This window comes from Methanomicrobia archaeon (genome assembly GCA_011049045.1).
Taxonomy (GTDB): Archaea; Halobacteriota; Syntropharchaeia; order Alkanophagales; family Methanospirareceae; genus JACGMN01.
Window position 1 is genome coordinate 1 of sequence record DSCO01000067.1, and the last position, 17,617, is coordinate 17,617.

The 17,617-nt window shown below is 57.5% G+C and carries 13 protein-coding genes and 1 tRNA gene; 7 read left to right on the forward strand and 7 right to left on the reverse strand.

Going from position 1 to position 17,617, the window contains the following annotated elements:
- Together ENN68_09685 and ENN68_09690 are read right to left on the reverse strand one after the other, a co-directional pair.
- The coding region (locus ENN68_09685) for a tRNA pseudouridine(54/55) synthase Pus10 (GenBank protein HDS46328.1) at positions 1 to 1,276 on the reverse strand (1,276 nt) is incomplete at its 3' end.
- Between the two features lie 278 nt (positions 1,277 to 1,554).
- Positions 1,555 to 1,773: a TRAM domain-containing protein gene (locus tag ENN68_09690; protein ID HDS46329.1), complete on the reverse strand. Its 219-nt coding sequence runs from the start codon at positions 1,771 to 1,773 to the stop codon at positions 1,555 to 1,557.
- Positions 1,774 to 2,004: 231 nt separating this feature from the next.
- Between ENN68_09690 and ENN68_09695 the strand changes: the two genes are divergently transcribed.
- The gene (locus ENN68_09695) at positions 2,005 to 4,119 is read left to right on the forward strand and encodes an ATP-dependent DNA helicase (protein HDS46330.1); all 2,115 of its coding nucleotides are present in this window, start codon (positions 2,005 to 2,007) and stop codon (positions 4,117 to 4,119) included.
- An 11-nt stretch (positions 4,120 to 4,130) separates the two neighbouring features.
- Here the strand turns inward: ENN68_09695 and ENN68_09700 are convergent, their stop codons facing one another.
- Both ENN68_09700 and ENN68_09705 read right to left on the reverse strand, forming a co-directional pair.
- Positions 4,131 to 4,493, reverse strand: a complete 363-nt coding sequence (locus ENN68_09700) for a hypothetical protein (GenBank protein ID HDS46331.1) — start codon at positions 4,491 to 4,493, stop codon at positions 4,131 to 4,133.
- Positions 4,494 to 4,614: 121 nt separating this feature from the next.
- Positions 4,615 to 5,625, reverse strand: a complete 1,011-nt coding sequence (locus ENN68_09705; GenBank protein ID HDS46332.1) for a protein translocase subunit SecF — start codon at positions 5,623 to 5,625, stop codon at positions 4,615 to 4,617.
- 51 nt (positions 5,626 to 5,676) lie between these two features.
- On the opposite strand from ENN68_09705, the gene purL reads away from it, so the two are divergent.
- The 6 genes from purL (at position 5,677) to ENN68_09735 (ending at position 14,788) form a co-directional block, all read left to right on the forward strand.
- The gene (gene purL / locus ENN68_09710; GenBank protein ID HDS46333.1) at positions 5,677 to 8,052 is read left to right on the forward strand and encodes a phosphoribosylformylglycinamidine synthase subunit PurL; all 2,376 of its coding nucleotides are present in this window, start codon (positions 5,677 to 5,679) and stop codon (positions 8,050 to 8,052) included.
- 114 nt (positions 8,053 to 8,166) lie between these two features.
- The gene (gene carB, locus ENN68_09715) at positions 8,167 to 11,385 is read left to right on the forward strand and encodes a carbamoyl-phosphate synthase large subunit (protein HDS46334.1); all 3,219 of its coding nucleotides are present in this window, start codon (positions 8,167 to 8,169) and stop codon (positions 11,383 to 11,385) included.
- A 350-nt stretch (positions 11,386 to 11,735) separates the two neighbouring features.
- Positions 11,736 to 12,116: a thioredoxin gene (locus ENN68_09720; protein ID HDS46335.1), complete on the forward strand. Its 381-nt coding sequence runs from the start codon at positions 11,736 to 11,738 to the stop codon at positions 12,114 to 12,116.
- Between the two features lie 321 nt (positions 12,117 to 12,437).
- On the forward strand, positions 12,438 to 12,920 hold the full coding sequence (locus ENN68_09725; protein ID HDS46336.1) for a YkgJ family cysteine cluster protein: 483 nt from the start codon (positions 12,438 to 12,440) through the stop codon (positions 12,918 to 12,920).
- Positions 12,921 to 13,079: 159 nt separating this feature from the next.
- Complete coding sequence (locus ENN68_09730) at positions 13,080 to 13,997, forward strand: ATP-binding cassette domain-containing protein (protein HDS46337.1); 918 nt, start codon at positions 13,080 to 13,082, stop codon at positions 13,995 to 13,997.
- A gap of 2 nt (positions 13,998 to 13,999) precedes the next feature.
- Positions 14,000 to 14,788 carry an ABC transporter permease gene (locus ENN68_09735; GenBank protein ID HDS46338.1) on the forward strand — a complete coding sequence of 263 codons (789 nt, stop codon included), beginning with the start codon at positions 14,000 to 14,002 and terminating at the stop codon, positions 14,786 to 14,788.
- 88 nt (positions 14,789 to 14,876) lie between these two features.
- On the opposite strand, the gene ENN68_09740 is transcribed toward ENN68_09735, so the two are convergent.
- From ENN68_09740 to ENN68_09750, 3 genes are all read right to left on the reverse strand, one after another.
- On the reverse strand, positions 14,877 to 16,058 hold the full coding sequence (locus ENN68_09740) for an aminotransferase class I/II-fold pyridoxal phosphate-dependent enzyme (GenBank protein ID HDS46339.1): 1,182 nt from the start codon (positions 16,056 to 16,058) through the stop codon (positions 14,877 to 14,879).
- 164 nt (positions 16,059 to 16,222) lie between these two features.
- A tRNA-Gln gene (locus ENN68_09745) sits at positions 16,223 to 16,295 on the reverse strand.
- 130 nt (positions 16,296 to 16,425) lie between these two features.
- Entirely contained in the window at positions 16,426 to 17,571 is a 1,146-nt protein-coding gene (locus tag ENN68_09750; protein HDS46340.1) for an exonuclease SbcCD subunit D, read from the reverse strand.
- Positions 17,572 to 17,617: the final 46 nt, after the last annotated feature.

Genomic DNA, 17,617 nt, shown 5'->3' on the forward strand with positions numbered 1-17,617 from the left:
CCGCGATTTGAAAATCGAGCTCTACATCGAGTACGTCGAGTTCCGTAACCGCCGCGGGCATACCCAGCAGTGCGCTCAAATTCGGCGTCGTACGTCCCTCATCGCCGGAGATAAGCTCCTTCACGTACAGACCCGCATCGCACGTTACTGCAATAACCGCTCGCTGTGCTCCCTCGTCAAAGGAAACCAGGCGTGCACACGTTACTCGTCTTCGACGTACCAGATCCGCGCGCCGGTGCGCGACACGGCGCGGTGTGCGCTGCTCGATCTCGATATCGTTGAGCGCCGCCAGTGCTGCTCTCAGGTGCTCTTCGGCAGGCGGCTTCTCGGCCGTCTCAAAACTGATTACGGCACGATAGGTCTTCTCCGCCTTCGCGCTCTTCACCTGCGCGACCGCCTCCTTCTGCACGTACTGCAACTCGAGGACCTCGATCTTGCCCGCGTTCTCGTAGTTCACCTTCGTTGCCGCTTCTCTGAGATTCACGAATCGGCGATGCGGCTCTTTTATCTCCAGCACCACCGGACGGCCGGAGCCCACCATACGCGCATCGATGTCCTCACGCCCCGAGCCGTGCAGCACCATGTCCGTACCCTGGAACAGCGGCAATAAAGAGCCGCTGATCAACTCCTCAACGGATTCCGGGTACATCCGTCCGGTGAAATTGCAGCGCGCACAGCCCATGCCTCGGCAGGCGCGACAGAACCATCTCGTCTGTGGTATGCCCCGTTCGAACTTCCTGTAGCGTCCGTAAAGGTACACCGCATTCGACTGCACCTCGACGGTCTCGGTCCAGAGATTGAGCACAACGACGAGTTCGGGCCGCGTGAATTCCACGGTCTTGCCCAGCCTGCGCTCGAGTATCTTGCCCACCTCGCGATTCAACTCGGCCTTCAGCGGCTCCGCCGACTCAGCACCGGTAAGCTCCCAGAGCAGTTCCTCGTTCTCAGAGAGCAGGCCACTGACCTTCGTGCCCACCAGAAACGTCGAGAATTCGTAGTCACGCAGCGCATCCGCAGCCTTTGCGGCCCACTCATCCACCGTCTCGAAGAGGCCGTTACAGACCCAGCACGTGCCCGTAGAAATGCCCGCACCGCGCACCTCCAGCAGCGCCTTGAGTGCCTGCCCGCGCTGCTCGTTGGAGCGGCCAGTCGCGATCCTGGCGAACTGCCGGCCGAGGCAATGGTCGCAGATCGGGCCTTCGCTGATGATCGCCCGTGCTCGATTCACGATCTCCTCAGTCGCCAGGGGATCCGCATCGGAAGTGATGAGTGTCATCGTTCGTCACCATAAGGAGAGTGTAATACTCGTTGCCTTAAGTTCTCTGTTCCGCTTCGGTTACAAGAGCCGTTTCCGCCGTCCGGAAAACACACCGTATGCCAGATGGTTCAGGGGCATGCACTACGGGCGGACTGTTATAGCAAAGATCACCGTTGCAAACGAGTGAAACGAAGAAGAAAGGGAAGAAGGAAAAAATAAAAAGAGGAATGCCATAGCCGTACCATGCTATAGCACTGGAACGCAGTTCAGTGTTCACCTCAAAACGTATAAATCGTTTATTCCGTAACTACTTCTGCAAATCCGACTCTCCTCGCTATTTTGGTCACCCGAACCTTGACGTTGTCGCCTTTCTGCGTGTTCGGCACAAAGACCACAAAGCCTTCGATTCGAGTAATACCATCGCCTTCGCGACCAACGTCCTCAATGGTGACGTTATAGGTCTCGTCGACGGTAATAGGGGCGGTAAAACCCCGTCTTTCTTCTCCAAAAGCCATGCCTTACAGACCTCCTAACTTTCTTGTTTCGCTTGTACTACCCGTAATACGTTGAGCACCTTCAATGAAAGGCGCTCAGTTCCGTGGTAGCACGTGAAATACCATTTGAGCTAGAAGTATATAAAGAACGCATCGTGAATGCTCGCTCAGCTCCTGTGTCTGCGCCTATCAGGTCAATCGGTACGGGCAAGATAAATTGTTCATCCTCATACCCCCTCGGTCACGAGACCCGTGCTAGCATTTAAAACGATCGCGGACTATGTAGAATCAAAAGGTCCGTATTGGCCGTTTCCTTGGGCTGACGTCACCTTCACGGAACCGAACATGACTACCCGAGACACCTCCTCGTTCCCCTTTCCGACCGTGCGCGAGGGCCAGCGGGAGTTTATGGAAGACGTTTGGGATGCTCTTGAGTCGGGAGGGATCCTCGTTGCGCACGCGCCGACCGGTATCGGGAAGACCGTTGCCGCGCTTCTGCCCGCCGTGCGCTACGCGCTGGCAAACGATAAGATCGTCTTCTTCCTCACCTCGAAACGCAGTCAACACAAGATCGCAATCGAGACGCTCCGGTTGATCCAGCGGCAGGCGAATCTCCCCTTTTCGGTCGTTGATATCACCTCGAAGCAGTCCATGTGCCCGCGTGCCACCGCGCTCTACCGGGAATACAGTTCGCTCTTCCACGAGTTTTGTCGCGCGGAGCAGAAGCGGAAACGCTGCAAGTACTATCTGAGGACCGATGATCAAGCGCTGCAACGGATTTGGGAGGAGATCATGCATGTTGAGGAGCTCTGTGACTGGTGCACCGTTCGCGGCGTTTGTCCGCACAGAGCAGCACTCGAGGTCGCTGCACGTGCTGAGGTCGTGGTCTGCGATTATAATTATATCTTCGATCCCGGCATCTCTGAAGCGGTGCTGGAGAAGCTCGCTGCGGGCCTGGATGACCTTATCCTCATCGTTGACGAAGCGCACAATCTCCCGGATCGTATCCGAAATAATCTCAGTAACTCCCTGCGTCTCGCGACGCTCACGAGCGCTGCACGCGCGATCAGGTATGTAGATCGCGAGATGCAGGGCAACCTCATGGAGCTGGAGACGATCTTCATGAAACTGGCGAAACGCGCGAGTGACACCCGTGCTGTTGAGATACCCGTGGACCGTGATTTCCTGCTCGATGAGATGAGCAAAGTATTGCGGCGCCGGATCGAGACGATCAGCTACGACGAATTCGTGAATACGCTGCTGAGCATCGCCGGAGAGCTTGCGGAAACCGATGAGGCTTCGACAGTTGACCCTGTGGGCAGCGCATCCGCATCAGATGAGCGGCGCACGTTGGAGCACCGGCTTCAGCAGGTGAAGGTGCAGAAGAGCCAGCCGGCGAGCACCACGCTGAGCTCACGCTTCGGCCGGGAGCACGAGGAAGCACAGCGGCATATCCTTAACGTCGCTGAGTTCCTGGACCGATGGCGAACTGAAGAGCGATGTGTTCGTATCTTCTCGCTCGCGCAGCCGGAGAATCCGCTGCTTTATTTCAAGCTCCTTGACCCCTCGGTCGTCAGCGCGCCGATCTTCTCGCTCGCGCACGCGACCGTCATGATGAGCGGCACCCTCTGTCCGACGGAGATGTACGCCGATGTGCTCGGCGCAACACCTGCGCGAACGAAGGGCAGGTCGATCAGGCTGCGCGATTATGCGTCCCCGTTCCCCCCGGAGAACCGTCCGGTTGTCGTTACCAAGGGGCTCACCACCAAGTATACGAAGCGGAGCGAAACGATGTACCAGAAGCTTGCCACGAAGATCAGCGCGGTGGCACAGTCCGCTACGGGCGGTATGGCGGTCTTCTTCCCCTCTTACGCGCTGCTCAATGACGTCGCCGCATTCTTACCACCTGAGCTGCAGCAGCGGATAATTGTGGAGCGGCGGACAATGGGCAAGGAGGAGAAGAACCGTCTCTACGAGCTCTTACGTGATACCGCCGACGGCATCCTGCTCGCGGTGCAGGGCGGCTCCTTCTCCGAGGGTATGGACTACGAAGCCAATACGCTTAAGACAATCATCGTCGTCGGGCTACCTCTGAGCCCACCAACGCTCGAGGTGAAGACAATAGAGGACTATTATAGCGGTAAATTCGGGCCAACTAAGGGGCGACTGTACGGATATCTCTATCCCGCGGTCACCAAGGTGCTCCAGGCGGCAGGCCGGGGCATTCGCAGCGAGCACGACCGCTGCATCATCGTTCTCATGGATTACCGGTTCGCCCAGTTACCCTATCGGAACTGCCTCCCGCCGGATTATCACGTCATCCTGACCGACCGTGCAGAAGAGCAGTGTCGCAAATTCTTTACGTGAATCCGGAATCACTAGAAATTGTCATCCAGGTCCTCGAGCTCATTGCCAAACTCCGCTTCCACCTCGCGCTCGAGATCCGACCCGGAACCTTCGCCCAACGCGGCCTCCAATAATTCCATGATCGAATTCCAGGTAGCAAATGCTTTGCTGCGATCGAAGGGGAAATTAAAGGACTTCCGTGCCCAATCGCTCTCGGCGATCTTCTTGCCGTCCATCCTGCGGACCCAATGCTGCTCGATGGAGATGAATTTACCGTAATTCCCCTCCTTGACGAGGCCACGCCACACCTTCTTCGGAGTACCGTCCTCATTCTTCAGAATCACACGATAGCCAACGTCCAGTACTGTCCTTACATTCGGTCTTATTTCGCTCATAGGCTCTTCCCACCTTATTTCACCCACACACCTCACTTACCTTAAGATTATTCGCGCATATATAAAAGGTACCGACCCGAGCAGCTGAACCTCCACAGACCGTTTGAGGCTAAACGGGGCGTTAGACGGTGCTGCTCTTATCTTTCCTTTTCTCTCCTCGCTTCGCACTCTTCTTTACCGGCGCTTTGGCGCCGACGCTCCGTTTACCGAATTTCCTGCTCTCCTTTCGCTCAATGTACCAGCGCAAGATCCCGGCATTCAGCAACCACGTGTTCAGCAGATCCATCACGAGCCCGAAGAGCAGCACGAGCGAGAGATCCCGTAAGATAGGGATCGGTGCGAAATAGGCGGAGAGGTAATGGATTGTGGAAGAAACGAGGAACAGGGCAACGACCGCGGAGAGTGTGGTAAAGGTCATCGTGACGCCAGTCTTCATCGTGCTCCTGATCTTCTCGTCCACATCGCCCTTCTTACGCAGCAGATTCGTCGTGAGCAGGATGTTCGAGTCCACCGAATAGCCGATGAGCATGAGCAACGCGGCAACCGTGCCCAGCGAGAGCTCCAGACCGATCACGTTCATACAGGCGACGGCGACGACGATGTTGGAAAATGCCGCGATGATGACCGCAAACGGGGGCACCAGCGTGCGAAAGACGATGAAGACGACGATAGCCATCAGGATAAAGGCGATGATAATCGCGTTCACGGCCTGCCGCTGCAATTCCTTCGCGAAGAGCGGGCTGATATCACGCAGCTCGAAAGAGCCAAACTCCGATTCTGATCCGTAATCCTGCTCCAGTTTGGCGATCAGAGCATCCTTCTCCGTCTCGCTCATCTGGCCGAACTCGATGCTCTTCTCGTGCGCGGCGCCGGTGTCGCGTATGGAGGCAACGGGGAAGTCGGCGAAAGTCACCTCCAGTTGCTCTATCGTCTCGGTTGTCTGCACCTTGACCACCGTCCCGCCCACGAAATCCGTTCCGAGGCGTACCGGTGAGCCCACCAGTACCTGGGTGAGCGCGATGATGAAGACTGCGATGACCAGAATGCTCAGGGGTATTACTATTAACCGCTTCGCCGGATATTTGGTGACGTCTATGCGCTCGAATAACCGCTCAAAGACGGGGGACTGCATGCAAGAACCTTTATGGTTGGTGAATAAAAACCTTCAGCATTCTGCGGGCTGATGCATATATATAGACAGAGAAGGTATTTCTTGAGATGCGCCTCTGTAAAGAACAGAGTGATGAGCCGATTTGAACTGCCGCTCAGGGGTGCGGATGAACAGGATTTACAGCGGTTAAGCGATAGTATGGGGCTTTCGCTCAGTCTGGATGAGCTGCGACGAATTCAACACTACTTCGCGGTGCAGGGACGCGATCCGACCGACGTGGAGCTTCAGAGCATTGCACAGGCGTGGTCGGAGCATTGTTGCTACAAGAGCTCGAAGAACGTCTTGAAAGAGTACGTATTCGGGATCGATGCGCCGCAGAATCTACTGGTGATTAAAGAGGATGCAGGTGTGCTTGAATTTGATGATGAGCACGCCTACGTGGTCGCTTTAGAGAGTCACAACCACCCCTCGGCGATCGAGCCGTACGGGGGTGCGGCAACGGGTATCGGCGGTATCGTGCGTGATGTGGTCTGTATGGGCGCGCAGCCGATCGCCTTGATCGATCCACTGTTCTTCGGCCCGCTGGATCATCCGTACGAGCTGCTCCCCCAGGAGGTGAAGCACCCGCGGTTCTTATTCGATGGTGTGGTCGCGGGGATACGTGATTACGGGAATCGTATCGGTATCCCGACCTGTGCGGGTATGGTGTACTTTGAGCAGGGCTACCTGGGCAACTGCGTGGTGAACGTCGGCTGTGTGGGAATCATGAAGAAGGCGGACCTGAGCCGGAGCATGGCGAAGCCGGGTGAAGTGCTCGTGCTGGTCGGAGGGAAGACGGGCAGAGACGGCATTCATGGCGTTACCTTCGCTTCCGTTGAGCTGACCGGTGAGGAAGAGACCCGGAGTGCCGTGCAGGTGGGCGATCCGATAACGAAGGAGCCGCTTATGCATGCGATCCTGGAGGCGAACGAGAAGCGGTTGATCAGCGGCATGAAGGACCTCGGTGGCGGTGGGCTCTCGTGCGCGGTGAGCGAGATGTGCCATGCAGGCGGTTGTGGTGCGGAGATCCATTTGGAGCGCGTGAAGCTGAAGGAGGCGGGTCTGAACCCCTGGGAGATCTGGGTCTCCGAGTCGCAGGAACGATTCTTACTGGCGTTGAAGCCCGAGCGGGTGGACGAGGTGCTGGCGCTCTTCGCGATGTGGGACGTAGACGCTGTGGTGCTGGGCGAAACGAGCGAAGAAGCGACGGGAGCGACACCGCGAATCCGCATTTGGCACGACGGTGCGCTGATCTTCGAGCTGGAAACGGACTTCCTCGTCTCGTGCCCGCTGTACTCGCGTCCACAAGAGGTGCGGGTGCGGGAAAACGAGGCACTACCGACGATTCCAGAACCGTCCGATTACAATGCACTCTTATTGCGTCTGCTTGCGGCAGCGAACATCGCGTCTAAAGAGGCGGTGATCAGGCAGTACGACCACGAGGTGCGTGCCGCCACCGTGATTAAGCCGCTTCAGGGATGTCGTGGCTCTGAGACCCACGGTGATGCTGCTGTGCTCAAGCCGCTGGAAGACTCTTTCCGTGGGCTCGCAATCACCTCTGACGTGAATCCTGCCTTCTGCAAACTCAATCCGTTCTGGGGTGCTGCGAGCGCGATCGACGAGATCTGCAGGAACTTGACCGCAGTCGGGGCGGTACCGCACTCTTTTGCCGACTGCCTCAACTTCGGCAATCCCGAGAAGCCGGACCGCATGGGCGATTTCGCAGAGTGCTGTCGCGGGCTTGGATACATGGCGTCCGCGCTGTGTGTGCCCTTTGTAAGTGGTAATGTGAGCTTCTATAACGAATCTGACGTTCTGAACGAATCAATTCCACCGACACCCGCGATTCTGGGTATTGGTATCTGCGAGGACGTGCGGAAGTGCGTTACGGTTGACCTGAAAGGAGCGGGCAACCCGCTGTATCTCATCGGTGAGACAAGAGCGGAGTTGGGTGGGAGCGAGTATTTCAGGTTACGCGGTTCTGATGCGGGCAGTGTCCCACGAACCGATCCTGCGGTGCTGCAAACGAGCATGAACGCGCTACGAACCGTGATGGACGCAGGTTCAATACTGAGCTGCCATGACGTTGCGGAGGGCGGTCTCGCGGTAACGATCTGCGAGATGGCGATCGGTGGGGATCTGGGCGTTTCCGTTGACGTTGCGACCGTAAACCCCGGACTACGAACAGATTTTGCGCTCTTTTCCGAATCGAACTCACGCTGGGTGGTCGAGGTGGCGCGACCGGAAGCAAGCAGCTTCGAGACGATCATGAGCCGCCGTGACATTCCTGTACGGGCCCTGGGTGAGACCACACGAGCGCGGCAGATCACCCTGCGTGACCGGCAGAGAACAGTGGTAACGATGCCCCTCGATGAGCTTTGGAAAGCGTGGCGTGGAACCATTACATGAGCTGAGTATCAGCCAGCCTCACGGTGCGAGCTCAACTTTCTGCTCTAGCACACCGTTCTCGTTCTTGATCGGGCGGAGCGCTTTTTTACTCAGGGCGATATTGGGAAATAGGAGATGCCGAAGCGAGAAGAAATCAGGAAGGTGCTGGTTATCGGGTCGGGCCCCATCGTGATCGGCCAGGCCTGTGAGTTTGATTATTCAGGCACGCAAGCGTGCAAGGCGCTGCATGAGGAGGGTTATGAGGTCGTGCTGGTGAATTCCAATCCCGCGACCATTATGACCGATCCTGAGATGGCTGACCGGACGTACATCGAGCCGCTGACCGTTGAGACCATCACGAAGATCATCGCGAAGGAGCAGCCGGACGCATTGCTACCGAACCTTGGCGGACAGACGGGTCTGAATCTTTCCGCGGAACTCAGCAAGCGCGGTATTCTGGAGCAGTACGGGGTAACGATCATCGGTGTCGAAGCCGATGCGATCGAGCGCGGCGAGGACCGGATTGCGTTTAAAGCGACGATGGCGAAGCTGGGGATCCCGATGCCGCGGAGCTCGCCCGCGTATACCGCGGATGAAGCGGAGCGGATCGCGCAGGAGCTGGGCTATCCCGTGGTGATCCGCCCGGCCTATACGCTCGGTGGCACGGGCGGCGGACTCGTTTATAACGTCGACGAACTCCGTACGATCGTGACACGCGGTATCGCGGCGAGCCTCATCGGCCAGGTGCTCGTCGAGGAATCGGTTCTGGGCTGGGAGGAGCTTGAGCTTGAGGTGATCAGGGACAGAAAGGGCAACCGGATCACCGTCTGTTTCATCGAGAATGTGGACCCGATGGGCGTGCACACCGGCGACAGTTTCTGTGTGGCGCCGATGCTGACCGTACCGGAAGCGTTACAGCAGCGATTGCAGGAGTATTCCTACCGGATCGTGGATGCGATCGGCGTCATCGGCGGCACGAACATCCAGTTTGCGCACAATCTCGAGGATGACCGTGTTGTGGTCATCGAGATCAATCCGCGAACCTCGCGGTCGTCGGCGCTGGCCTCAAAGGCGACCGGGTTCCCGATCGCCAGGATCTCTGCGAAACTCGCCACCGGTATCACACTCGACGAGATACCCTATTATAAGGGCGGCACACTCGACCAGTATAAGCCAACCGGGGAGTACGTGGTGGTGAAATTTGCGCGCTGGGCGTTTGAGAAGTTCCCGCAGACACGCGATATCCTGGGCACGCAGATGAAAGCCGTGGGCGAGGTGATGAGCATCGGTCGCACCTTTACAGAAGCGTTTCAGAAGGCGATCCGCTCGTTGGAGATCAAACGCTACGGCGCCGGCGGTGCGAAGGATTTCGGTACCTGCTCGCTTGACGAGCTGAAGGAGCGGCTGCTCTTCCCGTCCAGCGAGCGCATCTTCATGATCTACGAAGCGTTGCGCAAGGGTATGGCGGTAGAAGAGCTGTACCAGCTCACAAAGATCGGGCGGTGGTTCATCCAGCAGATGCGGGAGCTGGTGCTCTTCGAAGAGGAGCTCAAGCAGTATCGAGGGAGGGAGCTATCCGCTGAACTGCTGAAGGCGGCGAAAGCGCACGGCTTCTCGGACCGCTATCTCGCACAACTGCTCGGGAGGACGGAACGCGAGATCCGGCAGCAACGCCTGAACACGGGCATAACAGCGTGCTATGAGGCCGTACCGGTGAGTGGCGCGGACGGCGCGTATTACTATTCAACCCATAACGCGCCCGATTCGGTAACGGTTTCACCCGGGCCGAAGATACTGATTCTGGGCGGTGGTCCGAACCGCATCGGACAGGGCATCGAGTTCGATTACACCTGCGTGCATGCCGCTTTTGCGTTACGTGAAGCTGGGATCGAGTCGGTGATGGTGAACTGCAATCCCGAGACCGTTTCGACCGATTATGACACCTCGGACAAGCTCTACTTCGAACCACTCACGGTTGAAGATGTCCTGAACATTTACCAGAAGGAACAGCCGGAGGGTGTCATTGTGCAGTTTGGCGGTCAGACGCCGCTGAACATCGCCAAGGAGTTGCACGAAGCGGGTGTGACGATCCTGGGCACGAGCCCGGCGAGTATCCATCTGGCCGAGGATCGCGAACTGTTCAGAACGATGATGAACGAGCTGGGGATCCCGCAGCCTGAGAGCGGTACGGCGCGGTCGGTTGAGGAAGCGCTCGCGGTGGCGCGGGAGATCGGGTTCCCCTTGATGGTGCGCCCTTCATTCGTGCTCGGCGGGCGTGGTATGGAGATCGTGTATGACGAGCAGATGCTACTCGATTACGCGCGTGCGGCGGTGGATATGAGCCCCGAGTATCCGATGCTCATCGACAAGTTCCTGGAGCAGGCGATCGAGGCTGAGGTGGACGCGATCGCGGACGGCAAGGACGTGTACATTGCAGCGGTCATGGAGCATATCGAGCTGGCGGGCATCCATTCGGGCGATAGCGCCTGTGTGATCCCTTCACGGAACATCAGTACGGAACAGCTCGCGAAGATCGAAGCGTACACGAAGAAGATCGCGGAGACGTTCCAGGTCGTCGGGCTCATGAATATCCAGTACGCGATCGCGAACAACGGTGAGGTGTACATACTGGAGGCAAACCCGCGTGCCTCGCGGACAGTACCACTGGTGAGTAAGGTGACCAGCGTGCCGATCGCGAAGGTAGCGACGAAGGTGATGTTGGGCAGGAAGTTACGTGATCTGTTGCCCTCGCTGGAGCGAGGTGATACGAAGCTCCCGTACTATGGGGTTAAGGAGGCCGTTTTCCCCTTCAACATGTTCCCGGACGTCGACCCGCTGCTGGGGCCGGAGATGAAGAGCACCGGCGAAGTCCTGGGCATGGCACCCTCCTATGGTCTCGCGTTCTACAAGGCTGAGGAAGCGGCGAGTATGCAATTGCCGGTCGAAGGCACGGTCCTTATCTCAGCGACGGACGCGGATAAGGAAGAGATCTGGGAGGTGGCCGATCGGCTGAGCAAACAGGGATTCACGGTGAAAGCGACGAAGGGCACGAAGGCGTTTCTCGCAGAGCGCGGGCTCGCAGCTGAGCTGGCGATCAAGCTGGGCGAAGGCAGGCCGGATATCACCGATGATATCCGGAACAGGCAGATCAATCTGGTGATCAATACGCCGGCAGGCGGCAAGGGTAAACATGACGACAGCTATATCAGGATCGCCGCGATCCAGCACAAAGTACCATATATCACCACGACGGCGGCCGCACGGGCAACGGTCGCGGGCATCGAGACGGTGAAACGCGGCAAGGCGGACGTGAAGGCGCTGCAGGATTATCATCAGGAGCTCGCGAGTTCGTGAGCAGTGGTGCGGCGGAAATAATATGTAGCCGAACCTTCATTGTTACTACTAAGCGGTCTAATTATACCGTCCCGAGAGGAGCGCTGATTGGTAAAAATGGATAAGAAATGTCTTGGTCCTACGAACGTGGTTACACCGACGCTTGTTATCAAGCAGTGCCCGCACTCAGATGTAGAGCTCTTCGCTGACGAGCAGCAGGTACGCTGCAGCACCTGCGGCGCCGTTGTCCGTAAGTGACCTGAGTGGCACTACGTCTAACGCATGAACCGGGAGCCGTTAAGAGAACGTATGTATAGCCTTGCATTTATTATATTATCGCCAGACACCAAGGTATAGTGGGGGAACGGTCAATGAGTTTACTGGAAGTGGATGACAGATCGTGGGAGCGTGAGGTGGAGCTCTCAGAGCTGCCGGTGCTCGTGATGTTCTTTGGCCCCACGTGCCCGTACTGCAAAGAGATGGAGCCCCATTTCTTACGATACGCGCTCGAGTACGAGGGGCGGGTCAGGTTCGCGAAGTTGAACATCGTTGAGAGCACGTTCACCGCCGAGCGCTACGGCGTGATGGCCACACCGACCTTCACCTTCTTCTGCCACGGCACACCGGTACAGAACCTCGCGGGCGCCGCGTATCCGACGCTGCTGAAGCGGTTGATAGAGGAGTCGCTCGAGCACGGCGAGGCATGCCGTGATAAATCGACACCCGTACGATTCGATATGGCGTATGGGTAAGCGGGCAGAGATTTCAGTAACCGAGTGACCTTTGCAACAGAACCGGAAGAACGTGCTGCCTAGCGGTCTAGTTTGCAGTAGCGCGTGGACAACATCCGAGCTTTGGAAGTGCGGTATTGACCAAAGCGCGTCACGTCCGATAACTATTCTGCCGCAGATACGGCGTGCGATCGAATCCGCCCTTGATACTGGGTGGAAAAGCCCCTTCAGTGCACCCCGCAAAGCTTTATAAGCGCGACCGCAGAAGAGAAATCGAGTGGAGGTGAGTTAAGCTACCAACGGAAGGAAGGTCAGTTTTGCGTCACGCTGGCGTTCTTCTATATGACCCGGTTCGACTGTTTTCGCTGCGGGAAGTGCTGCATCTCCTTCATTGACCGAATTCACCACATTCCCACTGGATTAGCGCTTACCCCCGCAGAGGTGACGCTGTTTGATCAGGCGGACGTCCGGCCATTCCTCGGGGTGCAGACGATGACAGGCATCACTCCTGTCTGGTACCAGCTGATCAGAGCGCCCTGCCCCCATTATGATCACGACCGATTCGGGTGCGCGATCTACGAGCAGCGCCCGCTCGTCTGCCGTGCATACCCCTTTAAGGTTGTCCTGAACTACACGCGGCTCGGTCGCTGTACCTGGCTGGTGCAGCAGACCCGGAAGAACGCAGTAGTGCTGCCTGCGGAGATCGTACAGGCGAACGAGACGATCGCGGCGTACGATCGTGCGACCTTTAGGCTTATCAAGCACGAACAGGTGCGGATATTCAATTTCGAAACCGGCGCATGGCTCGCACTCCAGGACAACTGAGACGCTCTCCATATCGTCGTTCATTCGTTCCATCTTACTGATTGCGGCCATAAACTGCGGGGCTATCCATCCCCCAAGCCTTTTCATGAGCTCGCTGCATTGTATTCCTATACCTGCTGCGCGGCCATTTACGAGCACGTTAGCACATCGCAGAGGGAGGTGGTTGCGATCGCCCCGGTGATCGTTGCTGAAGATCTAAGGAAGCAGTTTGACGAGTTCGTCGCGGTGGACAACGTGAGTTTCACCGTGGAAGAAGGCGAGGTCTTCGGGTTCCTCGGCCCGAACGGCGCAGGAAAGACGACCACGATGAAGATGATCCAGTGTGTTTCACCGAAGACGAGTGGAAAGCTCACTGTCTTTGGTATGGATGTGACGACGCAGCCGCGGGAGATCAAGCAACTGCTGGGCGTAGTGCCCCAGGAGAACAATCTCGATCCCGATTTCACGGTCTTCGAGAATCTGCTGGTTTACTCACGCTATTTTGACCGCCCGCGTGCACAGGTAGAGAACATGATAGCCGAGCTGCTGGACTTCGTGCAACTGCGTGAGAAGCAGGATAAGCCGATTGAGCAGCTCTCAGGCGGTATGAAGCGCCGGCTGATACTCGCACGAGCGCTCATCAACACTCCGCGCTTGTTGATTCTGGATGAGCCGACGATCGGGCTTGATCCACAGGCCCGCCATCTCATCTGGGATAAGATCAAATCGCTCAAGGCACAGGGGATCACGGTGGTCTTAACCACCCATTATATGGATGAAGCGGCGCGGTTGTGCGATCGCCTGGTGATTATGGACTTTGGGCGAATCCTGGTGGACGGCAAACCCGACGCACTGGTCAGTGAGTACATCGGTACGGATATTGTGGATGCGGAGCACAACCCCCGGGTCATCGCATGCTTGAACCGAATGGGCGCGAAGTACGACGTATGGGGTGATACCGTGCGGGTATACACAGCGCATCCGCAGGACGTGATAGCCGCGCTCCTCAATGACTGTGGACTCGGTACGATCACCGCGCGTGCAGCGACGCTTGAGGATGTCTTCTTGAAGCTTACCGGCAAGAAACTGCGGGAATGATCATGAGCAGGGGCTATTTCACGGTGCCGAAACTGAGCAGCAGGGTCTGGAAGGTCTGGTCACGGAACAGGTCAGTTTTTATGAAGACCTGGCGGGTGAATTTCTTCCCGCCATTCGTGGAGCCGCTGCTGTATCTCTTCGCGCTGGGCTTTGGACTGGGCAGATACATCGAGTTGATCGAAGGGATGAGCTATCCGCGCTTCATCGCGCCTGCACTGATCGCGATCTCGATCATGAATTCGGCCTTCTTCGAGTGCACCTATGGCTCCTATGTGCGCATGTACTACCAGAAGACGTTTGACGCGATTATTGCGACGCCGCTGAGCATCGAGGAGGTCATTACAGGCGAGCTGCTCTGGGGCGCGACCCGCAGTCTCATTTATGCCACGATCATGCTCCCGGTAATTGCTGCTTTCGGGTTGATCGAGCTGCCGGACTCGCTCCTGATCATTCCCTTTGCGTTCCTCGCGGGGTTCCTCTTTGCCGCGATCGGGATGTGCTTCACCGCGATCACACCGAATATCAACGCCCTGAACTACCCCGCCTTCCTCTTCATCACGCCGATGTTCCTCTTCAGTGGCACCTTCTTCCCGCTTGAGCTTCTCCCGCAGCCCCTGCAGTATTTCGCGCTCGCCGCATTGCCGCTCACGCACGTCGTGGGCATTACCCGTTCACTCACCCTGGCAGAGCCGAGCGGTTTCTTCGTGCTGCACCTCGTCTGGATTTGTGTGGTCTCACTCGTCTTGTTCGTGCTCGCCGTCAACCTAATGAGACGGCGGCTCATCGTGTAGGTTCAAACGAAGGGGCAAGCCCGAAAACCTGGAGCACACGGCCGTATGTTCACCGGGCCCTTGTGCTCGCTCGCATCATTCATATCAACTACCACGCCAACGCCTGCTCGAGATCCGCGATAATATCCGCCACGTCTTCAACACCCACGGAGATCCGCACCATCTCGTCCGTGATCCCGATCTTCTGTCTGACCTCTCGGGGCACCGTCGCGTGCGTCATCGAGGCCGGATGCTGTATTAGTGTATCCACGGTGCCGAGACTCACGGCAAGCGAGCAGAGCTCCACGCGGTTCATGAGCTTACGGCCCGCCTCGAGCCCGCCCTGCACGCCGAATGAGATCATACCGCCGAACCCGCTCATTTGTTTACGCGCGATCGCGTGCTGCGGATGGCTGGGCAGCAGGGGATACCTGACCCATTCGATCCGGGGATGCGCTTCCAGGAACTGCGCCACGGCCATGGCATTGCTCGCGTGCCGCTCCATGCGCAGATGGAGCGTTTTCAAGCCGCGAATGCACAGCCAGGCCTCCAGTGGCGCCATCGTACCGCCGGTCGTATGCACGATCGGCTTCATGCGTTTCACAAAGTCCGCGCTGCAGACCACCACACCGCCCAGGAGATCGCCGTGGCCGCCGATGTACTTGGTGCTGCTGTGCACCACGACGTCTGTGCCCAGCGGCAGCGCGCGCTGGAAATAGGGTGTGGCAAAGGTATTGTCAACAACCGATAGCGCGCCGATCTCACGGGCCATCTTCGCGAGCTCTGCGATATCGCAGACTGTCAGGGTCGGGTTTGCTGGCGTCTCCGCGAAGATCATCTTCGTGTTCGGCCGTAAACAGGCCTTCACCTGCTCGAGATCAGAGAGATTGACGAAACTGACCTCGACGCCGAATTTGGTGAGGATCTTGGCGAACAGGCTATAGGTGGAGCCGTAGACGACATCGCTCGAGATCAGGTGATCACCCTTTCGCAACTGCGCGAGCGCCACCGCCGTGATGGCAGCCATGCCCGATGCGAACGGCAGACCCGTCTCGGCGCCCTCAAGCGCCGCAATCTTATCGACGAACGCGGCATGCGTGGGTGTGTGCGGTGCAACGCGCATATAGATGTAGCCCTCCTCCTTGCCCGCGAACCGTGCCGCGGCCTGCTCCGCGTCCTTAAAGACGAAGGTGGATGTCTGATAAATGGGCGTGGCATGCGCGCCGTGCTGTGGATCCGGCCCTTCACCTGCATGTACACATAACGTGTCAAACTTCCGGTTCTTCTTCATCAATTCAACCTCTTTACGTGCCAGCTAACCCGGTGATAGATAATCACCTCAACGTGCACCAGCTACAAATACCTTTCGGTTTTGGCTGGGTTACCGGTACGGCGCTCGTAGCCCAGTTATTGATTTCTGTATGCGGTATCAAGTCCGATCAATAACGAGTCACATAGTCCTGGGAGGATTCGAACCTCCGTCACGGGCTCCAAAGGCCAGTATGCTTGACCGCTACACCACAGGACTCCGAACGTACGGTAGGTACACTACACCTTCTCTCGTCAGCGTTATTAAAGGTTAGTTGAGCGTGCCGTTCTTTTTGAACTGCCGCTGCTCTCAATGCCCGATCCATGCCTAACCAGCAGCTATCTGCTATTCACGTCTCGCCCTCTTCGCCCTCTTCGTCCTTCTGCAGGTAGGCCAGTCCGAGTTCTTTGAGCAGGTTCTTATCGAGATCCTGGCGAATCGCGTAGTGTTCCATGAAGTGCTCGAACTCCGTGCGCAGTGACCTGAATGAGGGGTGCTCAGCATTGAGTGCGTGCTCGTCGTGCTGCAACTCGTACTTGATCTCGAAATGCACGGCATTCCTCGTCAGCCGCTTTAACTCCTCGAAATCGAGCGTGTGGTAGACCTGCAGGGGGATGTGCAGCACCTTCAAGCGCACGACCTTATCCTCCGGGGCTGATTCCCTGATTCGCTCGGTAATTGTGTCTCTGATCTCCTGCGCGGTCAGGTCAGTGCACAGAACAGGCTCGAGATCCACCATCGCGCGCGTCTGCAGCTCGTGGAAGCGTACTGACCGTTCGCCGTTACGGTACAGGGTTACCTCCAGGAAGCCCTTCTGCTCGCGCACCTCAGTGAAACTGAACCGCTCGGTCGAGCCCGCATAGTACACGTCATCCCGAATTCGGGTGTAGCCGTGGTAGTGCCCGAGCGCGATGTAGTCGAAGCTCAAGAGATCATGAATGGAGATGAGCTGCTCGTTGAACTCGTCCATCAGAAAGGTCTGTTTGCCCGCGCCGTAGACGCTCGCGTGAAGCAGTGCGATATTAATACCCGCCCGATCGTTATGCGCACGCAATTGCTGCTTCTCACGTTCAATATTGTCGCAGTGCGGGATCGCATGTACGGTCACGCCATCGAGCTCAACTGTTTCGTATCGGTCTTTGTAGACCGCATGCACGTGTGGGATATGCTCAAACAGGCTGAAGACGCTGCCCGTCTCCTTCAACCGCGGTGTTTCGTGGTTGCCGGCGATCACGACAAACGATATTCCCGCGGCATTCAACCTGAGCAGTTGCTCGAGCACGACGGCGATCGCGCGGTTCGTCGGGCGTACCGAATCGAAGAGGTCGCCCGCGTGCAGGATCAGGTCGGGCTTTTGGATAAGGGCGTATTCGACGAATTGCCGGAACGCGTCGTACGTATCGACCTCGCGCTGATTCAACCCGGTCTCGTCATCAATCCGCCGGTAGGCCGAGTAGCCGATATGCGTGTCCGCGACGTGCAGTATGCGCACCATGCTCCACAGAAAGAAGAGCGTTTCTGAACCAGAAAAAGCTTGTGCG